Here is a 26,434-nt window from a genome sequence, read left to right as displayed (position 1 = left end):
TTAGTCAATATTCATGTTAGCGGTAAAAGCGCCGAGCGCCATATATTTCCGGTACCTGTTCTCATATATTCCTATCCGTTGCCGGTCAGGCGCATAGGTCGTTTCAAATCCTTGTCCCATTGCTTCCATGGCCGCTTCCACTTTAGGGAAGATGCCTGCCGCCGTAGCGGCGAACATGGCGGCGCCCAGCGCGCAGGTCTGTTCAGAACGATGAATACGTATAGGCATGCCCATGACGTCGGCCATCATCTGCATAATAAAGGGAGATTTTTTGGCCACCCCGCCGATACCTATCAGTCCTTTAACCGGTACCCCTTCGCGCTCAAAGCGGTCCACGATGGCTTTGGCGCCAAAGCAGGTGGCTTCCGCCACGGCCCTGAATACTCTCGGTGCATCAGAGGCGAGGTTCAGGCCGGTGAGCGTACCTTTGAGCGACTGGTCGGCATCGGGCGTGCGGCGACCGTTTAACCAATCAATACCCCATTCGCTGTGTTCATCTGGTGTGATGGCGGCTGCCTGTTGAGACAGTTCCATGATCATCCTGCTATTGGCCTCGTGCAGCAATGCGCTGTCATGCGGAAAAAGATGCCGCAACGGCCATGACAATAAATTACTGAACCAGGCGTAAGCATCTCCGAAGGCCGATTGCCCTGCTTCCATGCCCATCATACCGGGGATCACGGAGCCGGGTACCTGTCCGCAGATACCTTTCACCAGTGTGTCTTTCACCTCTTCCAGCGGCGCCACCAGCATATCACAGGTGGAAGTGCCCATTACCTTGCTGAGGTGGTAAGGCGCTATCTGTCCGCCTACGGCGCCCATGTGGGCGTCAAACGCACCGATGCCGATCACGACGTCCGTGCTCAGCCCGAGGCGCTCCGCCCATGCGGGAGACAGGTAACCCGCCGCCTCGCCGGAAGTGTAGGTTTTACTGAACAGCCGCCTGCTCACGTTCTGCAACAGCGGGTCGATGGCCGCAAAGAAGCTGTCGGGAGGCAGGCCGCCAAACGCCTGGGCATACAGCGCCTTATGGCCAGCAGAACAGATGCCGCGTTTCAGTTGACTGGCGCGTGTGCCGCCTGTCAGCAGAAAAGGAATCCAGTCGCAGTGCTCCACCCAGGTATACGTGGCGTTTCTAACGTCTTCGTCTATACGCCATATGTGCAACCATTTGGCCCAGAACCACTCCGAAGAATAAACGCCGCCCACGAAGCGCAGGTAATTTCCCGGAAAAGCCGCCGCCACCGCGTTGATCTCTGCAGCTTCGCGGATGGCCGTATGGTCTTTCCACAACACAAACATGGCGTTGGGATTATCTTTAAAAGCAGGCAACATCGCCAGCGGCATGCCTGTTTCATCTACCGCTACCGGCGTGCTGCCGGTCGTATCTACCGATATTGCTTTAATATGCCTGGCCACCGTACTGCCGGCCTGTTGCAGACATTGCCGGACAGTGGTTTCCAGCCCTTCTATATAATCCTGCGGATGTTGCCGGAACTGGCTACGGGCGGCGTTGCAGTATAACCCATCCTTCCACCTCGGATAGTGAAACACCGCAGCCGCCACCTCCTGGCCATTGCGGGTATCTACGATAATCGAACGCACAGAATCAGTTCCAAAGTCAACTCCTATTACAAAGGATGCACTCATGTGATCAGGTTTCTTTTTTATAAAGGCATGCCGGTAGCCGGACTACAAGGACATGCAGTCGTCGTCAGCCCCCGGCAGCGGGTATTTATTGCAGTTCCAGTACCACCACAGAGAAGGGCGGCAGCTTAACGGTCAGCGTATTATTTTTCAGCACTGCGCCTTTAAACGCTACGGGCCTGAGCTTGTCAGGCTGCGTGAAGCTGTTATGGTCCTGCAGTTTGGCGGAAGATAGTATGCGGCCCGCGACAGACTTATAGGCGGCGCCTGTCTGCACGGTGATCTCCTGCGCTTTGGACGCGTCAATATTGACCAGCGAGATATGGGTTACGCCCGATTTATCTTTGGAGGCGGAAGCCGAAACCGCAGGCAGTTGCTCGTTTTTGTAAGTATACTTATTGCTTTGCACATCAATGGGGATGAGCGTTGCATCCTGATGCACCTTGTACATTTCCATCACGTGGTAGGTAGGCGTCAGTATCAGTTGCTCTCCTTTCGTCAGCACCACCGCCTGCAGCACGTTGACCGTCTGTGCGAGATTGGCCATGCGTACCCTGTCGGAATGGTTGTGGAAGATGTTTAAGGTCACGCCGGCGATCATCGCGTCGCGCATGGTGTTTTGCTGGAAGAGGAAGCCCGGGTTCGTACCTGCTTCCACGTTATACCAGCCACCCCACTCGTCTACTACCAGCGCCACTTTTTTCTTCGGGTCATATTTGTCCATGATAGCGGAGTGGCGGCGTACCAGCGTATCCATAAAACAAGCGCTGCGCATGGTCCGGAAATATTGCTCTTCTGAAAAATCTACTGCCGATCCTTTTTTATTCCAGTCGATGACCGAGTAGTGATGCAAAGCCAGGCCGTCCAGCATGTGCAGCGGAATGTTTTTCATCAGGACTTCCGTCCAGTTATAGTCGGATGAATTGGCGCCGGAAGCGATTTTGAACAGGTTGCCGCTCATGAAGGTGGCGTACTTCCTGTAGATGTCCGCATAGTATTCCGGTCGCATATTGCCGCCGCAGCCCCAGGCTTCGTTGCCTACGCCCCAATACTGCACTTTCCACGGCTGTTGCCGGCCGTTGTGCTGGCGCAGGTCAGACATGGGGCTTTTACCGGAGAAATTGACATACTGTACCCAGTCCGCCAGCTCCTGCACGGTGCCGCTGCCGACGTTGCCTGCCAGGTAAGGCTCTGTGCCCAGCTCCTCGCACATGTCCAGGAAATCATGCGTACCGAAGCTGTTGTTTTCCGTCACGCCGCCCCACCAGGTGTTAACGATCGTGGGCCTTTTTTCTTTAGGGCCTATACCGTCTTTCCAATGGTAGGTATCAGCAAAACAACCGCCCGGCCAGCGCAGGTTCGGTATTTTCAGCGCTTTTAATGCAGCAATGATATCTTTCCTTACCCCCTTAATATTGGGAATACGGGAAGTGTCTCCCACATAGAAGCCGCCGTAAATACAATTTCCCAGGTGTTCGGCAAAGTGGCCGTAAATATTTCGGTTGATCGTTTGTGTTGGCGCATCTGTATGGAAGGTGATCTTATTTTGTGCCTGCAGAGCCGGTGAAGCCGTCAGCAGCAACGATACGCCCATACAAACAGAACGGAACTTATTTTTCATGACGCGGAATTATAACAATAATTTGATTGATTGCTTCAAAGTAAAACAATATTTGTCAAATTTACAATTATAATTTTCCAAACAAAAAACTACCGTTATGGAATAATCTTGACCACCTTGGACTTTTTCGTCCAGCCTCTTCCCGTTGCTACCACTACATATGTACCCGTTTTTAGTGCCGCGCCCATAGACAGGAGGTCAGCCGGCGACGGCCGGACCTTTACGGCCACAGGCTTTCCGGAAGCGTCGATAATTGTAATCCGTTCTATTTTCTCCTGTTTGCCGGCGGTAATGCGGAAGGTATTGGTAAACGGGTTGGGGTACACGTTCAGCTCATCGGCGGACGGGCGGGCCATATCAGCGGTGACAGCCGCCCCCGTCATGGCCGCCGCGGGCAAAGCAACACCGGTCATGGTCCATTGCTGGTTATTGCTGCTGCTGCCCGACCACTGCGCCAGGTCCGCACCATTGGCGGTTTGGCCCAGTCCATCGAGGTAAAGTCCGGTCGCCCGGTTCTTCAGTTTAATATAATTGCCTGTCACTTCGGATTTCCATTGCTGGTTGTAGCTGCTGCTGAAACTCCATTGGCCGGCCACCGACCCGTCAGCCGTTCTGCCCATACCATCCAGATACAGGCCGGTAGCGCGGTTTTTCAGCCGCACATAGCCATCGGCAGCTTCCACGGCCCATAGCTGCGCATCACTACCGCTATAACTCCACTGCCCTGTATTGGAGCCGTTGGCGCTCCTGTACATGCCGTCGGCCAGCAGGCCGGTAGCACGGTTGGCCAGCCGCACATGCCCCGGTGTTACGCCCGCGGCCTTTATAATGGTGGAAATAGTTTCCTGGTCCAGCACAGCGCCGGTACCACGGTCGTACATCTCTTTATTGATATCCCAGCAGATGGGGATCAGTCCCTTTGCCCTTGCCTGACTCACCAGGTAATCATAAAAATGCCACCGGGAAGCGTTGTGCAACGCCTGCTCGGAAGGAGGATTCAGCGTTCTCCTGATAGCGGCAAACTCCCCAATGATCACCGGTATTCCTTTGTCGATGAACTTCGTTTTCATGAGGTCCAGCTGAGCGTCCACAAAACGCTCTTCGCCCCAGGTGGCGTTCCGGGAGGCGTCTGTAGTGGAGTGGTAGTTGGCGCCCCAATAGTAAAACATCCGGCCCCAGGTTTCATCCTTCGTGATCAGCGTAAACTGGGAAGGCTCATAATAATGTATCTCCATCATCAACCGGTTGGCAATGGGATCTGTGGGCATCGTATTCATCAGGGTGTTCGTCTTATCGATGTTGGTGGACGGCCCCTGGATAATCAGCGTACGGGAACTGTTGTTGCCCCCGGTGGCCCGCACGGCATTGATAAATGTCTGGTGGTAAGACAATAATACCGACATGCCCGTGGCATCGTTCACCGCAGGCTCGTTGGCACTGGCGAACAACAGGTGTTCGTTATAATTTTTAAAGGTATTGGCAATCTGAGTCCAATAGGCCTGTTGTTTGGCATTCACCTGCGCCTGGGCGGCAGGGGTGATATTATTTTCCAGCCAGCCGTTATCCCAATGGATGTTAACGATGACATAGAGGCTATCGCGCATACAGTAGTCCACCACTTCCTTTACGCGGGCCATCCATGCGGGATCTATCACACCGTTGGTACTGTGGCAGTCCCAGGCTACGGGCAGCCGGATGGTGTTAAAGCCGGAAGCTTTCACGGCGTCGATGGTGGTTTGCGTAACAACGCCGCCCCAGGCATTCTCCCCGCAAATGGCTTCCAGCGTGTTACCAAGGTTCCAGCCCACTTTCATCCGGCTGGCGATTGTTTGCGCCGCTGGCAACTGGGCTGACAGTTGCAGGCCTGCGAATAGCAGGACCAGCAGTTGTACTACGCTGCGGATACAGCTGCGGACATAATGTTTGACATTTGTACGTTGCATAATAAATTGGTTAAAGTTTGAGGATATTTATCAGAAAGACATCATTTTCATGGATATCTATTGTTTTGATAAAAGGCATATTTTCCTCCACAGCAATGATCGAGCGCGAGACCGGCGCACCGTTATTTTGCTGCTTTATCAACTCCACCTGTTGCCTGTTGAGCTGCGCAGGTTTACCCATCGACAAATAGGTGGTGTAAGCGTCGTTACTGCCATAGCCCGTTTTATATAATTCCACTGCATACCGCCCCGCTGCCATGCCGGTAATGTTCAGCTGCAGTTTACCCTTTGCTTTTGAGGGCAGATCGCGAATATAATAGCGTTGATTATGTACGGAGTCTCCCGGATGGGTATTGGTAAAATCCCACACTAACGCCTGTACGTTTCCTGAACCGTCACGGCATATCCAGGACGAAGCATCCTGGTTGACCAACTCCGTATGGCCCAGCCGGTTCAGCCACTGGTAGGCATAAAACACCGGTTTGTTGATACCCTGGATGGTCAGCATGCCAAAACCGCCATGGAAGGGCGTAAACCGTGGTCCCGGTTCTTCAAAAATATCGGTGAACACCCAATAGGACATCGAGTTGGCGGCAGTACCTACCTGCTTCAATTTCTGCAGTACATAGGCCGCCTCATGATAGCTGTCATGAACAGGATCAGCGGGCGTATACGAAGCGCTCCATTCGGTATAATGCAACTCCAGTCCCGGCATCTTCGACGCCGTGATTTCAGCGCGGGACTGTAGGACCTCTCCACTCACGCTCGCCGGATTTTTATCGAGCACGGTACCCGAACGGCCAAATTCATCCAGGTATCCCTGCTTCACGCCATAGGCATGTGTGCTGATAAAATCCAGCGGCACTTTATTTTGATAACAGTAATCTATCATCTCCGGCTCCCAGGCTGCCCCGGCCGTACCCGGCCCGCCAACGCGATAAGCGGGGTTAACATTTTTTATCGCCCTCGCCGCATACGTGTATAGCTTAAAATACTCCGCCTGGCTGCCGGCCCAGAAACCATCGAGGTTAGGCTCGTTCCATACTTCAAAGTACCAGCTTTTCACTTCCTCTGCCCCGTAGCGTTCTGTAAAATGTGCCACCAGGTTTTGGACCAGCTTTTCCCATTGCGTATAGTCCCTCGGCGGCGTAACATTGCCGCGCCACCAGAAAATAGTCTTAGGCCCGCTGGCCAGCGCCGACGGCATAAACCCCAACTCCACAAAAGGCTTCATACCGATACTGTGGAGAAAATCGAACAACACGTCCACATACATGTAGTTGTACTGCGGATGACCATTTTCGTCCAGTGAGTATACCGCCATTTCATCGTTCAGCAGGCCGTGCATACGGATATAGCGGAAGCCGCATTCTTTCCTGACATACGCCAGTTGCTGCTGCCAGTCGGCACGAAGCCCTTCGGCAGCACGACCCGCGCCCACACATGCATTCAGCATGGAGGGCAGCGGTCCGGCCGTCTTTTTGAGGTCAACATTTATTACGCGATCCTGGTTATGTGCTCTCAAACTCTGTGTAGCAGCGCTTTTTGCGATGATTATAAGCGCCGTTGTGATTACATAGCAATATCTTTTCATTTTTTCTGCTCTCAGGTTATTCTTTCCAGACAAGGACGCCGCCTGGTTTTATTGTCTTTTCGCCGATCAGTATTTTCGTTGTTCCGCTCATGTTCATCGTGTAGTTATCAGATGAATAGTTGACCGCCACATAAAAGCCGTCGCGCCAGTACACCAGTACGCCCGGCGGGTAATTCTCGGTAGTGGCGCCTGTACCGGTGTAGATGTCCCGCAATACATCTTTCTCCAGTTTTGCATCGTCGGTGTCTACGCCGATGTAGGTAACCGTACCTTTGCCAACCCTGCGTTTAACCACGGCGGCAGCGCCTTTATAAAACTGATCGTTGTACGTAGCCAGCGCTTCGGTATTTTTATCCGGCTGCAGGAGATCACCCCAGTTGTTCCAGCGGTAATGACCTGCTTTCGTTTGTACATCCCCGTAGTACTGGTCCGGCAGCATATCGAAAGTGGTAATACGGGCCCCTGTCAGTGCAGACAACGGAGCAGCCCAGCCTTTCTCCCACAGGTAACCGTCGCGGTTTTTAGTCGCCGTACGGCAGGTAATGATGAGCTGTCCGCCATTGGCGGCATATGTCTCCCATTTCTTTATCAGGCTGCTGTCTACCAGCTCATAAGCGGGAATGATCACCACGTTGTATTTCGACAAATCTGCCGTCTCTGCGATCACGTCGACCGGGGCGCCGAAGGATTTAGCGATCTGCAAAAATTTAATCGGGTAGTTCCAGGAATCCCATTGCCTGGTTTGCCGCTGTTGATCGAAAGACCAGTAGTTTTCCAGGTTCCACAGAATGGCGGTGGAGCGCCTGGCCAGTTTTTCAGGTAATGGCGCTTTGATGTCAGCCTCTTTTCGCAGCACATTCATCTCTTTCATAAACTGCATATAGTCGTAACCGCCCGGCGATGGCGTCACACCGTCTGTTTCCATAATACCGGAATGATACTGTTCCGCGCCGTAGTTGATCTGGCGGAAACGGTAAGAGCAGGCCAGTTTACCACCGGCAGCAAAAATGTGGTACAGCCACATGCGCACAGTGCCTGGCAAAGGCAGGGGCGTAAAGTTGCCCCAGTTGACCGTTCCCGGCTGTATCTCCATGGCGCCTGTGACCCCTCCTACCGATTTATAGTATTCGGCAGCGAAAAGGATCACATTGCTATTGCCCAACCGGAATCCCTGTTGACCGATGTTATGCGTACCCCCGTTCGGATAAGCGGTATAGGTAGCGAAGTCCAGTTGCTTTGTGCGTCGCGGATCGGCCCCCGGAGATACGGCCGTATAATTGGTGGTAATAAACTGATGCTCCGAAATATTCGCGCGCAGCGTACGCGACTGAAAATCGAGATATTCCGCCTGGATGTCTGCCATATAGCGTTTGAAATCGAGCATCGCATGCGGATTGCTGCCCCACCAGCCGACGAGGTTCACATTCGGAATAAGGACCTGGTCAAAACTGTTGTACCACTGGCTCCAGAAAGCGTTGCCCCATATGGTGTTCAGCGCATCAATGGAATGGTATTTATTTTTCAGCCATTGCCGGAACGCCTCCTGCGAAGCGGGACTGAAATCAGGTTTTGCGTCCGGCTCATTGTCCAGCTGCCATCCGATCACGTTTTCATGTTTACCGTACCGTTGCGCCATTTTAGTGACGATCGTTTCCACGAGACGGCGGTATACCGGGCTTGCCACAGATCCCAGGCCACGGGTACCATGCTCCCCGCGGATATACTGGCTGTTCATCTGGAATGTTTCGGGGTATTGATAGCGTATCCATGCCGGCGGCGTGGCCGAGGGAGTACACAACACCACTTTCAGGTGATACTTTGTACACAGGTCCATCACGGTATCCAGCCAGGTGAAGTCAAACCTGCCCTCTTCCGGCTCCATCTTACTCCACGCAAACTCCGCGAGGTGCACAAATTCAAATCCCATCTCCGACATTCTTTTAATATCGCGTTCCCAGAGATGCGGGTCCCAGTGTTCGGGATAGTAATAAATGCCTGTCGTGACCAGGCGTTTGGCCGGAAAAAACGGGTGGTCCTGCTGGGAAAATGCCTGTGATACCGCGAGTATCACTAATAGCCATAACAACAAAATACACTTCTTCATTTACCAGATTTTATAGTTGAACGATTATTTGATTTTGACGACCCGGATATTGTCAATGGCTGCATACAGCCCGGTAGCCGTAGGGCCGGCTGAAAAATTGGCGGTCTGGATATTGACGGGCCCTGCGCCGGTATTGGTCAGCAAGGCGGTCAGGTCGGCAGCGCTGACGCCTTTGCCGTCATTGGAACGGAAACCGGAGAAGGGAATGGTGACCGTCCGCCAGCCTTTGGTAACGTAGCTGGCGGTGGCGCCGCTGGCATTCAGCCAGGGCTCATAGCGGGCGACAAAGTCGCGGCTGTAGTTCCTGATCACATAGATGGTCGTGCCGTTCCACGCGGCAGGCACATTGATCTCGAATTTCAGCGCGTACTGATCGAGCGGCGCCGTCAGACTGTCTCTGGGTACCCATTGCACTTCTTTCGTGTTGATACTGCGCTGACTCCCCCACCACGTACCGTCGCCACCGGCGAGTATGTCGTTTTTCAGCACGGCATAGGTACCGCGGCCGCCCGGAAAATCCGCGCCGTTACTTTCCAGGGTGGCGCCCCAGTCGAAAGGATTGATGTTATCAAAGTTGCAGAGCATACCGGTGGCGAGATCGTTGACATTGTATTTAGTGGAGTCTGCTCCGGACTTTGTCTCTATTTTCACCTGGCCGCTCTGGCTCAGCGGCGGCAGCACAAAACCCACAGACGTCCCGTCTCCCGCGGCTACGAAGTCTTTGATCTGCACACCGGCGAAAGTTACCTGCGCCGTAAAGAAAAAGTTAGTGCCGTATACATACACAGAATCGCCTGTTTGGGCATTTTCATTCGACACGCCGGTGATGACCGGCGGCGGCGCCACAATATTGAAGGAAAACGTAGTCATGCCCTGTGGCGTCACGTAGCGGATAACATTCAGGTTTTCGGCAGCTACCGCCGGAAATGGTATCACTCCCGGCACCTGCACCACGGCGCTGGTATCGGAAAACATCACATTTTTAATACTGGCGGGGACACCGTTGAACGTCACTTCCAGCGCTCCCTGCAGCCGATGGCCGGACAGCACTACCCATTGCCCGGGCAACACTGCTGTAAGCAAGGTATCATCAGGCGAAGCCGCATAATTTCTGACATGTGTGATAACAGGTCCGTTTCCGTCCCGTTCTTTTTTGCAGGCAGTCGCCACCAGTACTATCATCCCGGCGAGCCACCATAATAACCCTCTGCTACCTGTGTTTGAGATCAATATATTCACTGGAGTAAGTTTTAATGTTTAGTAATAGGCTACCGGAGGTTCCAGCAACTTAGGGTTGGCGGTCACTTCGGAGGAAGGAATGGGGAAGAAAAAGCTGCGGGCCGTGGCGGGTGTGATCACGCCATAAGGATCGGCCGGCGTCACCACACCGTTGGCATAGGTGAAGGTCACCCTTGCCTCGCCGTTCAATTTGCCGACAGCTTTTGAAGGATTGTAATAGGACAAACGCACCAGGTCTGTCCAGTACTGCCCTTCCGCCGCCAGTTCTATTCTGCGCTCCATCAGTACGCTGTCGGCGTCTATCCGGGGCGCAGGATGCATGCCCGCCCGCTCGCGTACCTTGTTGAAATACAACAGCGCGTCCGCATCGCTGGTAGACGCATTGTTGCCGAGTAACGCTTCCGCATACACGAGATATACATCTGCCAGCCTCAACAAGGCATTGTGCTCCGTGGAAGACGATAATGTCATGGTGGGCGCGTTATTGTCCTTGTTGGTGCCGATGATGTGTTTTTTTAATCCGCAGTCACCCGTAAACTGATATCCACCGCCGGCTGCATTCAGCTCGGGATAATAATCTCCCTTTAGCATGAAAGTAGCCTTACGCCGGACAGAGTCCTTTGAGGTATAGCCTTTGAACAGGTCCACCGTAGGACGGATATTGAACCACCCTGCCTGCCCGTTCGCAGAAATCTCCGCACCGCCCGGGGAGTAGATCTGCAGCATATTCCCTTCCAGCCAGGCGCCGCCGGGCGCCCACTGCAGGGCAAACAATGATTCAGGATTGTCGTTGAACTGAGTTTTAAACAGGTCCGCATAGTTGCGCAACAAGGACAGTCCGCTGTTCTTACAGACATTACCTGCGTACTTCCGTGCGCTGTCGAGGAGCGCCTGATCGCGGGTGCCGGAGCGGTTCAGTCCTGCCACGGTCAGATACACCTTGCCCAGCATACCCTGTGCCGACCAGGTGGTCACTCTTCCCGCGACATCGGCGGACGGAAGGTACTGCGCGGCAAATTTCAGGTCGTTGATAACGAAGCGGTACACGTCTTCTGTTTTGATACGGTTGACCAGCGGAGAGATTACCAGCTGGCTGTTGTCTTCAATTACCGGTACCGCGCCCCAGTGCACCGCCAGGTTATAGTAAGCAAAGCCACGTATAAAGCGGGCTTCGGCGACCGCAGCGTTTTTATTGGCGGCAGAGATACTGTCCGGCGCTTTCTGTTTAATGGCATTAATGGTCACATTGCAGTGAGCGATGATATTGTACATCGACTTCCAGTTGGACACCATGATCGCATTCAGCCCGGTAACGGAGAACGTGTTCAGCTGCACGGCATCTCCCCAGTAGCCCACCGCCAGGTTGCCGCTCAGCACATCGCCTACGGGCAGGTAACAACTGTAGTTCCAGTCACCCCAGGGCGATCCTGCATACAATGCCGCTGTGGCCAGCCGCAGGTCGCTGGTGGACTGGTAAAAATTATCGGCGCTGATCTGTGACAGCGGCGGACGGTCCAGGAAGCTCTTTGAACAACCTGCCAGTACGATCACCACTATGTGAAACAGTAATATTTTTATGATGGACTTCATAACTTCTCGTATTAAAATGAATGACTTTATTTGGTCAGTTTCACGTTGGCGCCCACAGTAAACACCCGTGGCTGCGGATAAAATCCGTTGTCTATGCCGGCATTGAGCGGGTCCCACGAGCCTATTTCAGGGTCCAGGCCTGAATAATTCGTGATCATGAAAGCATTAGAGACATTGACATACAACCGCAGGTAGTGGATACGGATTTTGCTGAGCAGTTTATCAGGGAACGTATAGCCCAGGGAGATATTCTTACACCGCAGGAACGTGCCACTCTCCACGAACTTGTCGGAATTGCGGTTATTATCGTTGGTGTTGTCGTTTCTCAGTCCTACGATCCTCGTATCCGGGTTTTTTACGTAGACGTTTTTGATGTCCGTCGCAGCGCCTGCCGGGTCGATGAGCGTCAGCTGTGCGTAGTTCATGAGCGAGCGGAGATAGCCGAAGCTGGTACCGGGATAATCGCCGTTTATCCGCAGCTGGTTAAATACTTTATTGCCGATGTTGGCGTTGAAGAAAATATTGAGATCGATATTTTTATACGAGAACGTATTATTCAGGCCAATCTGATATTTGGGGATTGGTGAGCCGAGGAAGGTCTGGTCTGCTTCGTTGATGATACCGTCGCCATTAAAATCCGTGAATTTCAGGTCGCCATACCAGATGCTGCCACCGGCAGCGCCCACAGGTAAACGTACCCCATTCTTCACTGGCAGCGCATGGGTTTCAAAATCTTTCTGTGTGGCGAATACGCCGCCGTCGATCACGTAGCCATAGAACTCCCCAATGGAACGGCCCACCACCGTTTTACTGTATGGCCGGTCCAGTGAAGCACCGTCCGTATTCAGTTTAACTACTTCATTAATGTTACGGGAAACTGTCAGGTCTGTTTTCCAGGTAAATTTTTTACCCTGGATGTTGGTGGAACTGATCCGGAAATCGAAGCCTTTGTTATTGACCGTTCCTATGTTCACGAAAGGAGCATCGAGCGAGCCGGGGGCCCATCCGATAGCCGTACCGGAATATAACGGTAACGGTATCTGCATTACCAGGCCGTCTGTTCTGCGGTTGTAGAAGTCCACTGAGAAATTCAGCCGCCAGTTAAAAAAAGTTCCATCCAGGCCGATGTTCGCGTATTTGGTTTTTTCCCACTGTACGTATGGATTGCCGACATTGACCGTCAGCTGCGCCACACCGGTGAGGCCCGTTGCTACCGTCGTGAGCGTAGAGGTATAGGCATAGTCCCGGATATTCTGGTTGTTGGTGAGCCCGTATCCCAGTCTTAGTTTCAGGTCGTTCATTTTCCTGAACTGCTGCATAAATTCCTCATTCTTCAGTTTCCAGGCAAACGCGCCTGACCAGGTAGTCACCCAACGGTTTTCCGGGGCGAACTTTGAAGATCCGTCCGCACGCACATTGGCAGTGAACAGGTATTTATCATTGATGCCTGCATTCAGGCGACCGAAGTATGATTCCTGCGCGCTCTGTCCTTTAATGCCGGTATTGGCGGCCGTGGTGGGATCGCCGCTGCTGATCACCTGTACATTATTGGAGGGAAAATTGGAGCGGGTGGCACTGGAGGCTTCGTTGGTGCTTGCCTGTGCCTCGTGGCCCAGCAGTACATTTACATTGTACCTGTTTTTAAAGAGATGTGAATAGGTCAGGAAATTTCTGACGGTGGTAAACAGGCTTTGATTGTAGAGATAGGCGCCGCTGTTATTGATATTTTTCACCAGGCCGAAAGTATAGGAAGGATTAAAGCGGTCTTCCGTCGCCATAGAAAAGCTCACGGTAGCCTCGTTTCTCAGGACGAAGTCTTTCAGAAAAGAGATTTCCGCATACAGGTTACCGAAAAGCTGGTTGCGGTTCACCTGGTCTTTATTGATCTGCGCAATGGCATAGGGATTCACCGTACTGTTAACCCATCCGTTGGGATTATAGGCGCCGCCCCAGCTGCCGTCGGTATTTTTCACCGCGATGTCCGGCGTTTGGCTCAGCGCCGTATTGATCACGTTGGAGCTGGTGGCGTTCACATTCTCTTTGATATTGATCAGTTGCAGGCTGGTGCCGATCTTCAGCCAGTCGGTCGTTTTATTGTCGAGATTGAGCCGTACCGATAGCCGTTTAAAGTCAGAACCGAGGGCAATACCTTCCTGCTTGAAATAACTACCTGACAGCAGGTATTGTGTTCGGGCGTCTCCCCCGTTGACCGTCAGCGAGTGATTATACATGGGGGCATTTCTGAATAGCTCCCGCTGCCAGTCGGTCCCTTCGCCGAGATACTGGGGATTGGCAAACTCCGGGCGGGTATCGAAGCCCCAGCCGAGGCCTTTGTTGCGTTCATTGATAAACGAGGCGTATTCGCGCAGGTTCATCAGCGGCAGCCGCTTCGGCAGCTGCTGAAAGCCGGTGTACATGTCATAGGCGACAGCCGGCGGAGCGATCAGCCCTCTTTTGGTAGTGATGACGATCACGCCGTTGGTAGCCTGGGACCCGTAGATGGCCGTAGCGGAAGCATCTTTCAGGACATCGATGGATTCAATTTCAGAGGGATTGATACCTGCAAGGGGATTGGTACCGGCACCCGGCGACGCTGTGCCACCGATGATCACCCCATCGATGACATATAACGGAGCGGCGTTCCCGAACGAAGAGATACCGCGGATCTGAACTGAGACAGCACCACCGGGCTGACCGGATATTTGCTGCGCTACCAGTCCCGGTACCTTTCCCTGCAGGGCCTGATCGAAAGTGACCGGCTGCGTTTTCCGGATCTCGTCTCCCGTAACGGAAGAGATAGCGCCGGTAACATCTTTACGTTTTGTTTTACCATAGCCGATCACCACCACATCTTCCAGCTGAGAGACGTTCTCTGTCAGTTCCACCCTGACAGGATTGTTTCCCGCAATTGTTACTTCTTTCCTTTGGAAGCCCATCATAGCGACCACCAATACATTTCCTGCCGACGCCTGGATGGTGAACCGGCCGGCCGCATCGGTCACGGCATGGCGGTTGGTATTTTTTACGGTGACAGAAGCGCCGGGGACAGGAGCGGCGTTTTTCCGGCTAACGACGATGCCGCTTATGCCGGCATTTTGGGCAAAGCTGCCTGTACTGAACAGGAGCAGCCATAGCAGCCATACAGGCAGCGATGCCTGGCAGCGATTAATTCTGGTTGAGCGCATAATAATTTTTTAGACAGCAAATTTTCTGGTATTCACATAAGCGCACCTGAAAGCGGCCGGATAGACATCCGGTTGCTTAAATAGTCAGGTACTTCAGGGGGGTTTCTGTTGGTGCAGCAAGAGAGGGTCATGAAAGAGGATATCGTCGGTGGTGCGGCAAATGCTCCCGGCAAACCGCATCTTTACCGGGAAGCCGGCACCATTCGACGATGTCTCCGGAAAACAGATACGGGATAAACAGCTCATCCGGCACAGGCCGGCGAAACGCTTTCAACAGTGCAATAAATAATCTCAGGCCCTGACGGCCTTGTAACAGTTCAAGTTTCATATACGTGGATTAGGTATTGTAAAAATAGGGGCAGGCATTTGGATGAAGGGGGCCTGATTGTTTCAATTAAAGGGTCCATTTGTTACAATTACCTGCTGCGGCGGCTTACAACATGCAGGACGATGGCAGTGATCCGGCTTCCATGCGCCATAACACCGCCCACCGGTACCGAAGTACCGGCGGGCTGCTGTGGTAGTGGTGACAACTAAAGTTGTTTTAATCCAGGTTGATCATCGCCTTTACGATATTGGCATCGGCAGCGAGGGAAGGAAACTCCTCCGCCACATCGTCAAAGTGCAGATAACGGGTGATATATTTTTCAGGCATGATCCTGCCGGTACGGATATGCTCCAGCACCCAGTCAAAATCCTGCCGGGTAGCGTTACGGCTGCTGAGCAGCGTACCTTCCCGTTTATGGAATTCAGGGTGACTGAAAGTGATATTCTCTCTTTGCAGTCCCACCAGCACGTACCTGCCAGCGTGTGACATCCACCGGAACGCGTTGTTGATAGCATTCAGATGGCCGGTAGCATCGATCACTACGGTAGGCATTTCACCGTTAGTAAGGGCTTTCAGCTGCTCGTCCACATACTCATCGCGCGCATGGAGGGCTGCTTTTACGCCGGTGATTTTCTTCGCCCACGTCAAACGGTAGCTGTTCACATCCATCGCTATCACCTGCGCCCCTGCAATGGCAGCCATCTCCATCACCGCCAGGCCGATAGGCCCTGCTCCCACCACCAGCACATTTTCCCGCGGAGATATGGCAGCCCTCCGGACACCGTGGGCCGCGATAGCAAAAGGTTCCACCAATGCCAGCCGGTCAGGCGCCATTCCGGCCGCCGGCAGCAATAAATGCGATGGCACCGCCAGCAACTCTGCCATGCCGCCGTCGGCATGTACGCCGATGACCTGCATCTGCTGACAGCAATTGGTATGACCACCACGGCAGGCGATGCAGCTGCCGCAATGATGGTAAGGAATAACGGTCACCAGGTCCCCGCTGCGCAGCCGCGGCGCATCCCCTTTTACATATTCTGCTGCCAGCTCATGTCCCAGCACGCGGGGATAAGTAAAATAAGGCTGTGTGCCGCCGAAAGCATGGATATCGGTCCCGCATACCCCGATACGCCGGATTTTTATAATGGCATAGCCTGGTAAACATACCGGCTCCGGAACATCACGGTATTCCAGCTTCCCCGGCTTACTACAAGAAATTACCTTCATGAACTTCTGTTTAAAAAGCGACATTGTTCCGGAACGGTAGTCGTCGGCATAGATGACTGAAGACGACAGGATAGGACCGGTAGGTCCATCCCTCCCTGAAAAATACCGTTGATATTTTTTTTCAAAAGTACCTATCACCCGGTTGGAAGACTTTACAGATATCGATAAAAAATTGTACTTTATCGATATTTTAATTTTCAGACCAATACCGGTATGAGCAAAGAACTTACCCATCCGCACTTTATGCTGCTGAACACCGGACGCGCGGTACACAACGCCGACTGGAACTGGCGGAACGTTTGCAGCCCGTTTATCCGGATACACTATATCGAAAGCGGTACAGCGAGGCTGATCCGCGAGGATAAAACGTACGAGCTGAAAAAAGGTCATCTGTATCTTACCCCTGCCTACACCTCCCATGGGTATCAATGCGAAGGCCCTTTGTCTTTATACTATATTCATATTTATGAAGAACCGGGCAACCAGCAAAGTGTATTTGACCTGGTAGACGCTCCCGTTGAAATAAAGGCCGCCCCGCTGATGGTACAGCTGATTAAACGGCTGACAGCCATCCACCCGGAAAGGAAACTGCCGCATTTCGATCCATGGTCTTATGACAACGGTCCGACGCTGGTCAGGAGCATCGCGCGCCAAAAAGCGGCGCCGCTGGGCTATGAAATGGAGGCGCAGGGCATTATCCGGCAGCTGATATCCCGGTTCCTGCAGCAGGCTGCCGATAAAAATCTCCGGATAGACAAGCGTATCCGGCAATCGCTGCATTACATACGCACCCATCTCGACAGGCCCATCAGCGTAGACACCCTTGCAGAGAGTTGTTTTCTCACCAAAGACCATTTTATCCGGCTATTCAAAAAAGACATGGGAAACACTCCCGGCAGATACATCCAGGAACAGAAAATAGAAAAAGCCCGCCGCATGATCATGACGCGGGACATACCGGTGAAAGACCTGGCTTACAGCCTGGGATTCGAGAACGACGCGTATTTTAACCGCTTCTTTAAAAAAATGACCGGCGAGAACCCCGGTAGTTATAAAAAGAAAATCCGGGCACTGGAGAAAGAGAGCGCACACCATCGTTGAAACCCGCCGGTTTCACAATGGAACCGGCGGGCCACCACCCGTTAAAAAGACTATACTTTCTGCGTGTCACGCATATTATGCTTCCTGATGTGTGCTGCCACCATCTCCGTAGAAGTGAGTTCATCCGCTTCCCCTTCAAAGGTATCAAAAGGAATAATCGCTGAAAAATCAATACCTGTCTCCTTTTGAAGGTCTTCAATACTGCACATGTATTCTTTAAACTGTACGTTCTGATCGAGGTCCAGCTGTTCCCAGTCGATGTCATCTACCAATGACTGCTGGGATAATTTAAAGGCTGTCGCTTTTAAGTCGCCCTCATCGGTAAGCCACAGCACGATCTTAAAAAAGTCCACCGGCACCTGCACCCCTCTGAACACCCGGTCGTCTTCTCTGAAAATAGGGCCGTTGAAAACGGAGATCCGTGCTGTTTTCCCCTCCTCCAGCGTGGCGCCTTTCTCCAGGACCACTTTTTCCAGGATACCCCATAGGCCTTTCTTACTGCTTTGATTAATGGCCGCCACCTGCGGACAGGCATTGGTATACATGCAGGTCAGGTCGGCATTGCGTTTGGCATCGTCTGCGGTAGCGCCCCAGTTGGCATCTTCCCGGCGGCTCATATGGCCCCTGTCAAAACCGCTGTTTTTATAGTAACTGTCGTCCAGCTGCAGGTCGAAGCTTAACCGGTTATCGCGCAGCCATACGTCCTTCCGCTTGCTGTCGTCCAGCCGTTTGCCCGGATCTCCATCCACGTTGATCGCGCTGATGATAGGCATTCTTCGCACCGCATGAAGGATGGTGCTGTAGTTATAATATTTCAGGACGATACTGTCTGTTCCTTCCAGCTTGGCGGCGAATTTTTTCAGCGCGGCCTTGGGTTGTGGCAGGGCTATGTTCAATCCACGGCCCAGGAATGTGGAGATATAACCTTTACATGCAGAAAAATCGGTGTCCTGCTCCAGCTTTTTGATTTCTTCGAAATCGGCTTCGGCAGCCGACAGTGCTGCTTTCGGGGGTGTAACCGGCGGTATGCCTTCCCCCTGACTGATATGAATATTGATCATACCATTGCGCTCTATCAGCGACGCAGGAAAAGAAATATTGACATTAGCGGCAGGGTTGTTCGTTTCCATAGCAGGAGTTTTAGGGGTGAGTGAAGGGGTTGTATTTTCTTTCGCAGGAAGTTTTTCCTGCGCCGACAGTGTTGTTTGTTTGGGGGATGACAGGTCTTTTACCAGTGGTTCTTCAGGGAAGTTAAGGGCGATATCCTTCAGGATCACGCTGATGCGGATGCCTTCGTTGGCGATCCACACCACGCGGGAGACGTCGACAGACCCATTCACCAGCGGAATCACCTTCCCCTCTTTATCGATATAGTCGCCCGCGGCATTCTTTTGTCCCACCCCCATATGGTGCAGGGCCACCACCTGCCACTGGTCGTTAAAAACGGGACTGCCGCTGCTGCCGGGTGCGGTATCTGTTTTATACCAGATAGACGTAGGGGCAATTTTTATAAACAGGTTTTCGCGGAGGGACAACTGCTTGTAATCTCCGTTGGGATGATGAATGATATTGAGCGCTTCCTCCTCTTCGTTGCCCAGTTTACCCAGGGCGGGGTCCAGGAAAAGGTAACCGATATCATTGATACTGCGCGTTCCGGTAGTATCTACCGGTGCGACTGCCACAAAACAATAATCCAGTTCTTTGGAAGCGCAATAAAAGCGGTTAACGTCCAACGCAAAAGAAACGGCGCTGCCGGGGGAACCGTGAATATCCAGCTCGTAGAAAAACTGTACTTCGCTGTCGGCGACCGATTCTTTTGTTTTAAAGACATGCCAGTTGGTGAGCAGCAGGTTGTAGGACACCATGAAACCGGTCGCAAAGGCAACGTTCCTGTTGCCTTGTTTAATTGCGATCCGTCCCACCCGTTGTTTGGCCTGGCTGATCAGTTCCACGAAATTGCTGTAAACGGAATCATTCTTACCAATAGCACGTTCGAAGGCAAAGTCTACCGGCTCCTGCTTTACAGTGGCCAGCATTTGTTTTCTTCGTTCCATGTTTTCATCGGCGCCCAGGATATTGCCGGCGACCACGCTGGCAGGCACATCTGCCGGCACCATCTCTTCGGCAAGACCAGGGAAAGCGTCTCTGACGGGAATTTGTTCCAGCGCTGTATATCGGCTTTCCGATTCGGCCAGCTGGTCAAGGGGTACTTGCATCATAATGACAGGAATTTAAACTGGTATAGAAATTAATTTCCTCTCTACAGATAGTAGGGCTATTTCCAAATAAGTAACGATATCATTGAACTGTCTGCGGAATAACCGGTATCACCGGTAACATTGGGGTTTTTACGATGTTAAAAGTACAGTTTACCTGCACCGCTGCCAAATTAATTTTATGTTATCCAGGCTGGTCCACTGCGGTCGTTTTTCCGGTGTTTTGTCGTAAAATGGTTATTAAATTATTAATTCCACGCCTATCACCTGTAAAGTCCGAAGTTTTTCACTCACTTTAAAAAAACAAACTCCCATGAAACACCCTCAACTCCTGATGGCATTGGCCATCTGTGGCCTGTTTGGCTGTAAGAAAGATGCTGCCGACAATACGCTGCCTGTTAATACAGGGGCAGACAACCATCAGCTTGCCAACAGCAACGCCACGGTCGCTTTTTCGCTCAACAACTGGATGGGCAGCATTGCCAACGAGCGTAACCTGGCTGCCATCAGCATCCCCGGCACGCATGACAGCGGCGCCCGCTTTGAGCCCATAGGCGGCACCGCCAAATGCCAGGACCTTACCATCGCACAACAGCTGGACGCCGGCATCCGGTTCCTCGACATCAGATGCCGCCACATCGGCGATGCTTTCGCCATCCACCACGGCAGCATCTACCAGAACCTTAACTTCAACGACGTGGTGACTGCCTGTTATGCCTTCCTGAACGCCAATCCCACAGAGACCATCATCATGTGCGTGAAAGAAGAATACGACCCGACCAACAACACCCGCTCTTTTGAGCAGACCTTCGACAGCTATACCGCCCAGCAGCCCGGCAAATGGTATCTTTCTTCCTCTATTCCCAATCTCGGCGACGTACGCGGAAAAATAGTGCTGCTCAGAAGATTCGGCGCGTCCTCTACCCCCAAAGGCATTGAGGCTACCAACTGGGCCGACAACACCACCTTTACCATCAACAACAGCAACTCCACACTACGGGTGCAGGACCAGTACCAGGTACCTGACAACAACACCAAGTGGACCAACATTACCCATCTGCTGAGCGAAGCCAAAACCGGCAACGCGGCGACCCTGTATATCAATTTCACCAGCGGCTATAAACCACTGATCTTCGGCATACCCAGCATCACTACGGTATCTAACGCCATCAACCCACAGGTCAATAGCTATTTCACCAGCAATACCCAGGGCCGGTATGGTATCCTCCCCATGGACTTTGCCACTTCCGGCAGGAACAACCTTATTATCAGCACCAACTTCTGATAAAAAAACTGCCCTGAGAGTGTTTTACTTTCAGGGCAGCCTTATAGATTTTAAGAAAGGTTTATTTTACGAAACTACCATCTCCCCTTCTCGCACCGCCTGCGGCTTTGCTCTTAGTGAAACGCTGCGGGTACCATGCCAGCTGCACCAGGAAATACCGGCTGTCCACAGCAGACACCGCATTGGAATAACCAGTGACCGTTTGTGCGATAACGTTATAGTTGTTCTGCCGTAGCATATCCATCACCACAAAACTAACAACAGCGTCTTTTTTCTTCAGGAAACGTTTTTCAATGTTAGCGTTGATCACCAGCGGATGCAATGTGCCGGGCAGACTGCTGGCCCTGACGATATTTTGTTTGCCGCTGATATTGATTTTAATATCTGCCGGCAAAAAAACACCTCCTTTTAGCAATACGTTAAATTCATTGTTATACAAAGGGCGGCCGGCTTGCAACGAGTTGATGTTGTTGTAGCCGTTATATATCACTCCTGAAGCAACATCCAGCCATTTTACCGGCGTAAAGGAAGCCGTGAGCCCTTGATACATATTCCGTTGCAGGGTAGTCGCCAGCTGACCGTCGGCCAGATATAGCTGTTTTCCCCACATCAGGTGACCGCTGAGGCCCAGGGTCACATTCATCCCTCTTAAATTTTTCGACAGGGAATAAGAAGCGTTTTTAGTATTGCCTCCCTTCATATTGAGGTAATAGGTTTCGGTGCGTATTGTCCTGGTCACCGTATCTACCCTAACCAGCCTGTTTGTTCCGATATCGTTGTGCAGCTGGCTATAGCTCAGTTCTCCTGAAACGGATATGCCCACTTTGAAAAAGGTATAATTTCCCCTCAGATGCCAGTTATCTACCATCCCGGCCACCAGCGCCCTATTACCGATCACCACATCGAACGGTGTAACGAAGTAAGGCTTGTCATTGAGCTGCAACAGGGAGGGTAGGCGTATCTCCCGGTTGTAGCCGGCCGACGCGTTTCCTGCTGCAGATGGCCTGTAATCCAGCGTCAGCGATGGCAGGAAAGCGCCGGTGCGGGTAGAAAGATCCAGTTCTTTTAAATATAACTTCGTGCGTTGCCAGTTGATCTCGTACCTGCCTGTCAGCTCCAGTGAAATTTTCTCCTTGTAGTTGTACTTCACAGACAGGCTGGCCGGCAACTTGTACGCTCTGAGCATATTGTCGTTACTCAATTCGTTCAGCTGCTTTATCTCCTGTCCAGGTGTTACCTGGTCCCGGTAGTTGACATCAGTAGTTTTACTCTGGGAAGGGTTTACGTTTAGCAGGAAAGTGAATTGCTGCCGCCATGAGTAAGCCAGTGTTGCCCTTATGGCGTTAAACCATGTGTTGCTTTTCTGCCGTTGCAACAGGTAGAGGGAACTATCTGCTTTAGCGGTATTGTCCCCGTAGGTATCCGTATTATCATGGCCGGCGCTTGTCATCCCCTTATTGCCGCTGCTGACGTTCAGCGTTAGTTTAATTTTACGGCTGGAAAAAAATGTCATAAAAGAAGCCACGTTATAGGAAGGCATCTCTATTGTATTTCCGGACGACATCCGTTGCAAATTCCGTAGTATTCCTGACTGGCGTATTTCGCTGCCATTATCATTTTCATTGTGGGACATGGTGGCGGTGGCGGTTGTCATCATATTGAAATCACTTTTGTTGACAGTTGCGCTGAGCGTCAGCGTTTGGTCCGTAAAAGTGCTGTGGGCGGCCCTCTTGGTACTTCTCTTCAGGCTGCCTTCTTTATAAAACTCTTCCGAGATGCTTTCCACTTCACTCACATTTTGTTTGCGTGCAATGGCGTAGTTCACGCCAAAATTCAATTTGCCGACTGTATTGCCATAATGCATTTGTGCTGCCAGGACTTTCCCTCTTCCTCCTGAACCGCCGCCGCTTGCTGAAAAAGGAGTTCCCATACCGCTGATGGTCCCCACCGGGTCTCCGGATATGATGCCCAGCGGCTCCTGGCTGGCCGAAGCTGAAAGGCTCCATTGTTTCCATCCGTCGATGGATTTGGCGGAACCGCCCGCCCGGTAACGGTCCTGCGTGCCGCCTTCTGCCACCACCTGGTACATCCGGCCGGCGGACTTATCGGCTTTGGTGACCACGTTCAACGTCTGGGAGGCAGGCTCCGATTTGGACAACCTTGGCCCCGTTCCGCTTTCATTATCCTGGATCACTTGTATACGTTCCACTATGTCCGCCGGCAGTTCTTTGATGGCAGCGGCAACATCGCCATTGAAGTACCTGGCGCCGTTAAAGAGTGCCTTGTTGATCGGTTTACCCCGGAAAGTCAATTGCCCGTTGGCATCTGTCCGGAAGCCTTCCATCTTCTTCAGCATGTCTTCCAGCCGGGCAAAGTCACGCACAACGTAATCCTTTGCCCAGAACTCGGTCGTATCGCCTCTCTCCTGCGGCCCTCTCGTAGTGGTCACCGCCACCTCTTTCAACTGCACCATACCGGATCCCATCACTACCGGCGGTAATACGAGGATAGGTTTGGTATCGTTCAGGAAATATTTCTTGCGGTAAGGACGGTAGCTCATGACCTGCACCTCCAGGGTAAAGCTTTCACTCCGTACCACCGGGAAATTAAAAACCCCATGTTCAGACGTCACCACATGCAGGGTATCCTTCGGGGATACCAACCGTACTGCCGCCGCACGGATGTTTCTGCCCAAACTGTCCCGGACGACACCATTCACCCTCCGGACGGGCAACAACCTAGCCGGCGGTTTTTCGTACACCTGCGCCAGCAGTACGGCAACAGGCATTAGCAATAAAAATAGAGCGAGTAGTAATCTCTTCTGCAAGCGACTTATTTTAGGCGATAGGTAATGGATAATTTTGATTCGACCATGAGATCATCGACAGCTTCCGGTGTACCTCGCTCCATGTTAAACCCGGCCAGGTACCCCACGCCGTTAAGCGCGGCCACAATATCTTTTTCTCCGGGGATAACAATCTGTATATAGACCGCACCGCTTGTTGCCGGCAGCAGTTTCATGGGAATGGCCAACTCACAATCGGCTCCCACAATACCGGTAACCGTCTCTTTGGGCGCTTCTGTTGTTGACGGCATACCATTGACCGAAGCAGGGACGGCAGACAACAACATATCACCGGCCGACGATTTGCGGGTTTTCTGTTCCTGCTCCCAGAATCCGCCAGCAGCCTGTAACCCGTAATCATTGTAGATCGTCAATGTATCAAAGGACTGCCCACCCGCTCTTTTAACTTCGAGAAAGTTCCACATATCGTCCTTATTCAAAGTAAAGTGTCCCGGATAAAAAATTTTAAGGCCGTCCTTATCGTCCTTGTCTTTGCTGATCTCAAATGACATCCGCTCTGCCAGTACTATCTTCCAGGCATGCTTAGGACGCCGCAGCGCGATATACAGGAAATCATGGTCATTATGTACATCGTAGTAAAGGCGGGCCGCCTTGTCGTAGTAGCGTAAAGTATCTCCCCACTCCTTCAGCTGGCCATCAATGACCACGTTGCCCGGCGGAGAAGATTGTGCCCGGCAGACATCCGTCAGACAAAAACCTAAAAATAACAGGCACCAGAGACGCCGGAGCAACAATTGAACGTGTAATTTTTTCATGGTACAGTATCAGGTTCTAAATGAGTCTACTTCTCCAGCATAGATTTGACCAGCTGGTCTATTTCCACGTTCAACCCGTCTTCTATACGCAACAGCACTTTACCGTCCTTGTCCAGCAGAAACTTGGTGGGATAAGAAGTTACCCGGAAGGCTTTCACAATATCTATCCCTCCCGATCCTTCGTCGTTCAGTACATGTACCCAGTCCACCCCGTCTTTTTTGATGGCCCCCAGCCAGTTGGAGGTCGCTTTGTCCAGCGGTGTTTTATCCCCATGTACGTTTTCGTTGGCCACAGCCACGATCTCCAACCCTTTGTCTTTATATGCAGCATACAACTCTTTTAGATGAGGATGGCTCTGGCGGCAGGCGCCGCACCAGCTGCCCCAGAAGTCCAGAATGACTAATTTCCCTTTGTAATCGCTCAGGCGAACGGTTTTACGATATTGATTTTTACGGGTGAAATCCGGCGCCTGCATACCGGTAAGTGCTATCTGTTTTAAATACGCGATCCTGTCCCGGATTTTTTTCGCCGCCTGCGTGTTCTTCAGCCTGTTGCTTAACTTTCCATAAGCAACAGCATAGCTGTCTGCGCTGTACATTCCGTGATTGTAGTCCAGTTCATACAGGCTGACATAAGAATCGGGATGCGCTTCCACAAATTGCTGCATCATAATACGTTTTTCACGGTAGAGGGCCGCAGGCTTCGTTGTAACAAAATTATAGAAGGCCACGCTGTCCTTTACCCGGTCTATTACCTGCAATTGTCTGATCATTTCCGCCTCTCCGATGTCCTTCCGCAACAGGATATTCAACACCTCAATGTCCCGAAGCACCTCTTTTTTGTCAACACTGTCTTTGGATAAAAAAGTCATCACCAAACCGGGTTCCAGATCGAACATTCCTGCCGTGCTGTCTTTAGTGTCCTGTTGCCGGCAAATTCCTGCCAGAGGAAGCAGCAGCATTCCCCATAGAGCTATTCTTTTCATAATCATCGCTAAATGTGATAATGGTTGATATAAATTATACAGGCACCGGCGATAACAAAAAGGGTGAAGGCAATAAAAAAAGCAGTGTAAAAAAAGGAAGAAATCCTTTTTTACACTGCTTTCAGCGTTATTTTAATTGTCTAGTCAGGCAGTAACGATCCTGATATTGGGATGGTCTGCAATAATTTCCATCAGGATATCAAAATAAGTCTGGCCGCCGCCCATGTTCAATTCCGTCAGCTTTTCTTTAAAATGCCGCTGGTTAAACGGTGAGTCCGGCAATAGCTTCTCTTCATAATACTTCCGGGTGGCGTCGACTCCCAATGCCGCCTTACTATGCGCGATGTCTTTCCAGACAAGCACAATCGCCTCCTCTCCGGCGATTGCCCCAAAACCGCCGTGCAGCAGGTCATTAAAGCCATCCAGGCTGTTGCCCAGTTTCCAGTCCTCCCCTGCCATGAATAAACGGTTTATTTCCGTATAGAAGTCTGTAATGGTATTGATCCGGCTTCCTTCTATGATGAACTGTTTTTGCTGCATACGAAGTATTCTGCAGCCAAGGTAGTGAAATACAGGCACTTTGGTTTTCCGGATTTTTTTTGTATATTGGGAAAACGAAAGCTTTTTAGCTGTTTAAACTACTATCCATGCCGTATTTAAGAAAGAACCTGAAAGCTGTTATATTTGTTGCCTGTATCATTGTCGAGCTGCTTGCCCAACTGTTTAAACACAGCTGACCGTTGAACA

Annotated in this window: 17 protein-coding genes; 2 read left to right on the top strand and 15 right to left on the bottom strand. The window is 51.8% G+C overall.

The window, feature by feature from the left end:
* The 10 genes from B5D63_RS25190 to B5D63_RS25150 all read right to left on the bottom strand — a co-directional run bounded on the left by B5D63_RS25190 (position 1) and on the right by B5D63_RS25150 (position 16,478).
* Positions 1–1,650 carry a ribulokinase gene (locus B5D63_RS25190; protein WP_078671622.1) on the bottom strand — a complete coding sequence of 550 codons (1,650 nt, stop codon included), beginning with the start codon at positions 1,648–1,650 and terminating at the stop codon, positions 1–3.
* A gap of 85 nt (positions 1,651–1,735) precedes the next feature.
* Positions 1,736–3,268 (bottom strand): alpha-N-arabinofuranosidase, encoded by a 1,533-nt coding sequence (locus B5D63_RS25185; protein ID WP_078671621.1) that lies wholly within the window; start codon positions 3,266–3,268, stop codon positions 1,736–1,738.
* A gap of 95 nt (positions 3,269–3,363) precedes the next feature.
* Complete coding sequence (locus tag B5D63_RS25180; protein WP_078671620.1) at positions 3,364–5,211, bottom strand: cellulase family glycosylhydrolase; 1,848 nt, start codon at positions 5,209–5,211, stop codon at positions 3,364–3,366.
* A 10-nt stretch (positions 5,212–5,221) separates the two neighbouring features.
* Positions 5,222–6,736, bottom strand: a complete 1,515-nt coding sequence (locus B5D63_RS25175) for a GH39 family glycosyl hydrolase (protein WP_235021624.1) — start codon at positions 6,734–6,736, stop codon at positions 5,222–5,224.
* Between the two features lie 85 nt (positions 6,737–6,821).
* Entirely contained in the window at positions 6,822–8,909 is a 2,088-nt protein-coding gene (locus B5D63_RS25170; RefSeq protein ID WP_078671618.1) for a beta-galactosidase, read from the bottom strand.
* Positions 8,910–8,933: 24 nt separating this feature from the next.
* Positions 8,934–10,148, bottom strand: coding sequence for a glycan-binding surface protein (locus B5D63_RS25165; RefSeq protein ID WP_143313083.1), 1,215 nt, complete (start codon positions 10,146–10,148; stop codon positions 8,934–8,936).
* A gap of 18 nt (positions 10,149–10,166) precedes the next feature.
* Entirely contained in the window at positions 10,167–11,738 is a 1,572-nt protein-coding gene (locus B5D63_RS25160; RefSeq protein WP_078671616.1) for a RagB/SusD family nutrient uptake outer membrane protein, read from the bottom strand.
* A gap of 26 nt (positions 11,739–11,764) precedes the next feature.
* Positions 11,765–14,923: a SusC/RagA family TonB-linked outer membrane protein gene (locus B5D63_RS25155; RefSeq protein WP_078671615.1), complete on the bottom strand. Its 3,159-nt coding sequence runs from the start codon at positions 14,921–14,923 to the stop codon at positions 11,765–11,767.
* Between the two features lie 127 nt (positions 14,924–15,050).
* Positions 15,051–15,251, bottom strand: coding sequence for a hypothetical protein (locus B5D63_RS34760; RefSeq protein WP_143313082.1), 201 nt, complete (start codon positions 15,249–15,251; stop codon positions 15,051–15,053).
* 216 nt (positions 15,252–15,467) lie between these two features.
* Positions 15,468–16,478, bottom strand: a complete 1,011-nt coding sequence (locus B5D63_RS25150; protein WP_078671818.1) for a zinc-binding alcohol dehydrogenase family protein — start codon at positions 16,476–16,478, stop codon at positions 15,468–15,470.
* Positions 16,479–16,691: 213 nt separating this feature from the next.
* Between B5D63_RS25150 and B5D63_RS25145 the strand changes: the two genes are divergently transcribed.
* Positions 16,692–17,579, top strand: a complete 888-nt coding sequence (locus B5D63_RS25145; protein WP_078671614.1) for a helix-turn-helix domain-containing protein — start codon at positions 16,692–16,694, stop codon at positions 17,577–17,579.
* Between the two features lie 50 nt (positions 17,580–17,629).
* Here the strand turns inward: B5D63_RS25145 and B5D63_RS25140 are convergent, their stop codons facing one another.
* Positions 17,630–19,798 carry a DNA/RNA non-specific endonuclease gene (locus B5D63_RS25140; protein ID WP_078671613.1) on the bottom strand — a complete coding sequence of 723 codons (2,169 nt, stop codon included), beginning with the start codon at positions 19,796–19,798 and terminating at the stop codon, positions 17,630–17,632.
* A gap of 310 nt (positions 19,799–20,108) precedes the next feature.
* On the opposite strand from B5D63_RS25140, the gene B5D63_RS25135 reads away from it, so the two are divergent.
* Positions 20,109–21,080, top strand: a complete 972-nt coding sequence (locus B5D63_RS25135; RefSeq protein WP_078671612.1) for a phosphatidylinositol-specific phospholipase C — start codon at positions 20,109–20,111, stop codon at positions 21,078–21,080.
* A 61-nt stretch (positions 21,081–21,141) separates the two neighbouring features.
* Here the strand turns inward: B5D63_RS25135 and B5D63_RS25130 are convergent, their stop codons facing one another.
* From B5D63_RS25130 to B5D63_RS25115, 4 genes are all read right to left on the bottom strand, one after another.
* Positions 21,142–23,907, bottom strand: a complete 2,766-nt coding sequence (locus B5D63_RS25130) for a TonB-dependent receptor (RefSeq protein WP_143313081.1) — start codon at positions 23,905–23,907, stop codon at positions 21,142–21,144.
* Positions 23,908–23,912: 5 nt separating this feature from the next.
* A complete protein-coding gene (locus tag B5D63_RS25125; protein ID WP_078671610.1) occupies positions 23,913–24,701 on the bottom strand; it encodes a hypothetical protein in 789 nt (262 codons plus the stop codon).
* Between the two features lie 26 nt (positions 24,702–24,727).
* Positions 24,728–25,687, bottom strand: a complete 960-nt coding sequence (locus B5D63_RS25120) for a peroxiredoxin family protein (protein ID WP_159456152.1) — start codon at positions 25,685–25,687, stop codon at positions 24,728–24,730.
* A gap of 144 nt (positions 25,688–25,831) precedes the next feature.
* Entirely contained in the window at positions 25,832–26,227 is a 396-nt protein-coding gene (locus B5D63_RS25115) for a barstar family protein (protein ID WP_078671608.1), read from the bottom strand.
* Positions 26,228–26,434: the final 207 nt, after the last annotated feature.

Origin of the sequence: Chitinophaga eiseniae (assembly GCF_900167135.1) — a bacterium.
GTDB classification, from domain to species: domain Bacteria; phylum Bacteroidota; class Bacteroidia; order Chitinophagales; family Chitinophagaceae; genus Chitinophaga; species Chitinophaga eiseniae.
The sequence above is the reverse complement of the archived record's forward strand: the minus strand, read 5'-3'. Positions and strand labels throughout refer to the sequence as shown.

What these genes read in the sequence shown, in the direction of transcription:
- B5D63_RS25190 (WP_078671622.1), bottom strand. Translation starts at nt 1,650, where the DNA reads ATGAGTGCATCCTTTGTAATAGGAGTTGACTTTGGAACTGATTCTGTG.
- B5D63_RS25185 (WP_078671621.1), bottom strand. Translation starts at nt 3,268, where the DNA reads ATGAAAAATAAGTTCCGTTCTGTTTGTATGGGCGTATCGTTGCTGCTG.
- B5D63_RS25180 (WP_078671620.1), bottom strand. Translation starts at nt 5,211, where the DNA reads ATGCAACGTACAAATGTCAAACATTATGTCCGCAGCTGTATCCGCAGC.
- B5D63_RS25170 (WP_078671618.1), bottom strand. Translation starts at nt 8,909, where the DNA reads ATGAAGAAGTGTATTTTGTTGTTATGGCTATTAGTGATACTCGCGGTA.
- B5D63_RS25160 (WP_078671616.1), bottom strand. Translation starts at nt 11,738, where the DNA reads ATGAAGTCCATCATAAAAATATTACTGTTTCACATAGTGGTGATCGTA.
- B5D63_RS25155 (WP_078671615.1), bottom strand. Translation starts at nt 14,923, where the DNA reads ATGCGCTCAACCAGAATTAATCGCTGCCAGGCATCGCTGCCTGTATGG.
- B5D63_RS34760 (WP_143313082.1), bottom strand. Translation starts at nt 15,251, where the DNA reads ATGAAACTTGAACTGTTACAAGGCCGTCAGGGCCTGAGATTATTTATT.
- B5D63_RS25150 (WP_078671818.1), bottom strand. Translation starts at nt 16,478, where the DNA reads ATGAAGGTAATTTCTTGTAGTAAGCCGGGGAAGCTGGAATACCGTGAT.
- B5D63_RS25145 (WP_078671614.1), top strand. Translation starts at nt 16,692, where the DNA reads ATGAGCAAAGAACTTACCCATCCGCACTTTATGCTGCTGAACACCGGA.
- B5D63_RS25140 (WP_078671613.1), bottom strand. Translation starts at nt 19,798, where the DNA reads ATGATGCAAGTACCCCTTGACCAGCTGGCCGAATCGGAAAGCCGATAT.
- B5D63_RS25135 (WP_078671612.1), top strand. Translation starts at nt 20,109, where the DNA reads ATGAAACACCCTCAACTCCTGATGGCATTGGCCATCTGTGGCCTGTTT.
- B5D63_RS25125 (WP_078671610.1), bottom strand. Translation starts at nt 24,701, where the DNA reads ATGAAAAAATTACACGTTCAATTGTTGCTCCGGCGTCTCTGGTGCCTG.
- B5D63_RS25120 (WP_159456152.1), bottom strand. Translation starts at nt 25,687, where the DNA reads ATGAAAAGAATAGCTCTATGGGGAATGCTGCTGCTTCCTCTGGCAGGA.
- B5D63_RS25115 (WP_078671608.1), bottom strand. Translation starts at nt 26,227, where the DNA reads ATGCAGCAAAAACAGTTCATCATAGAAGGAAGCCGGATCAATACCATT.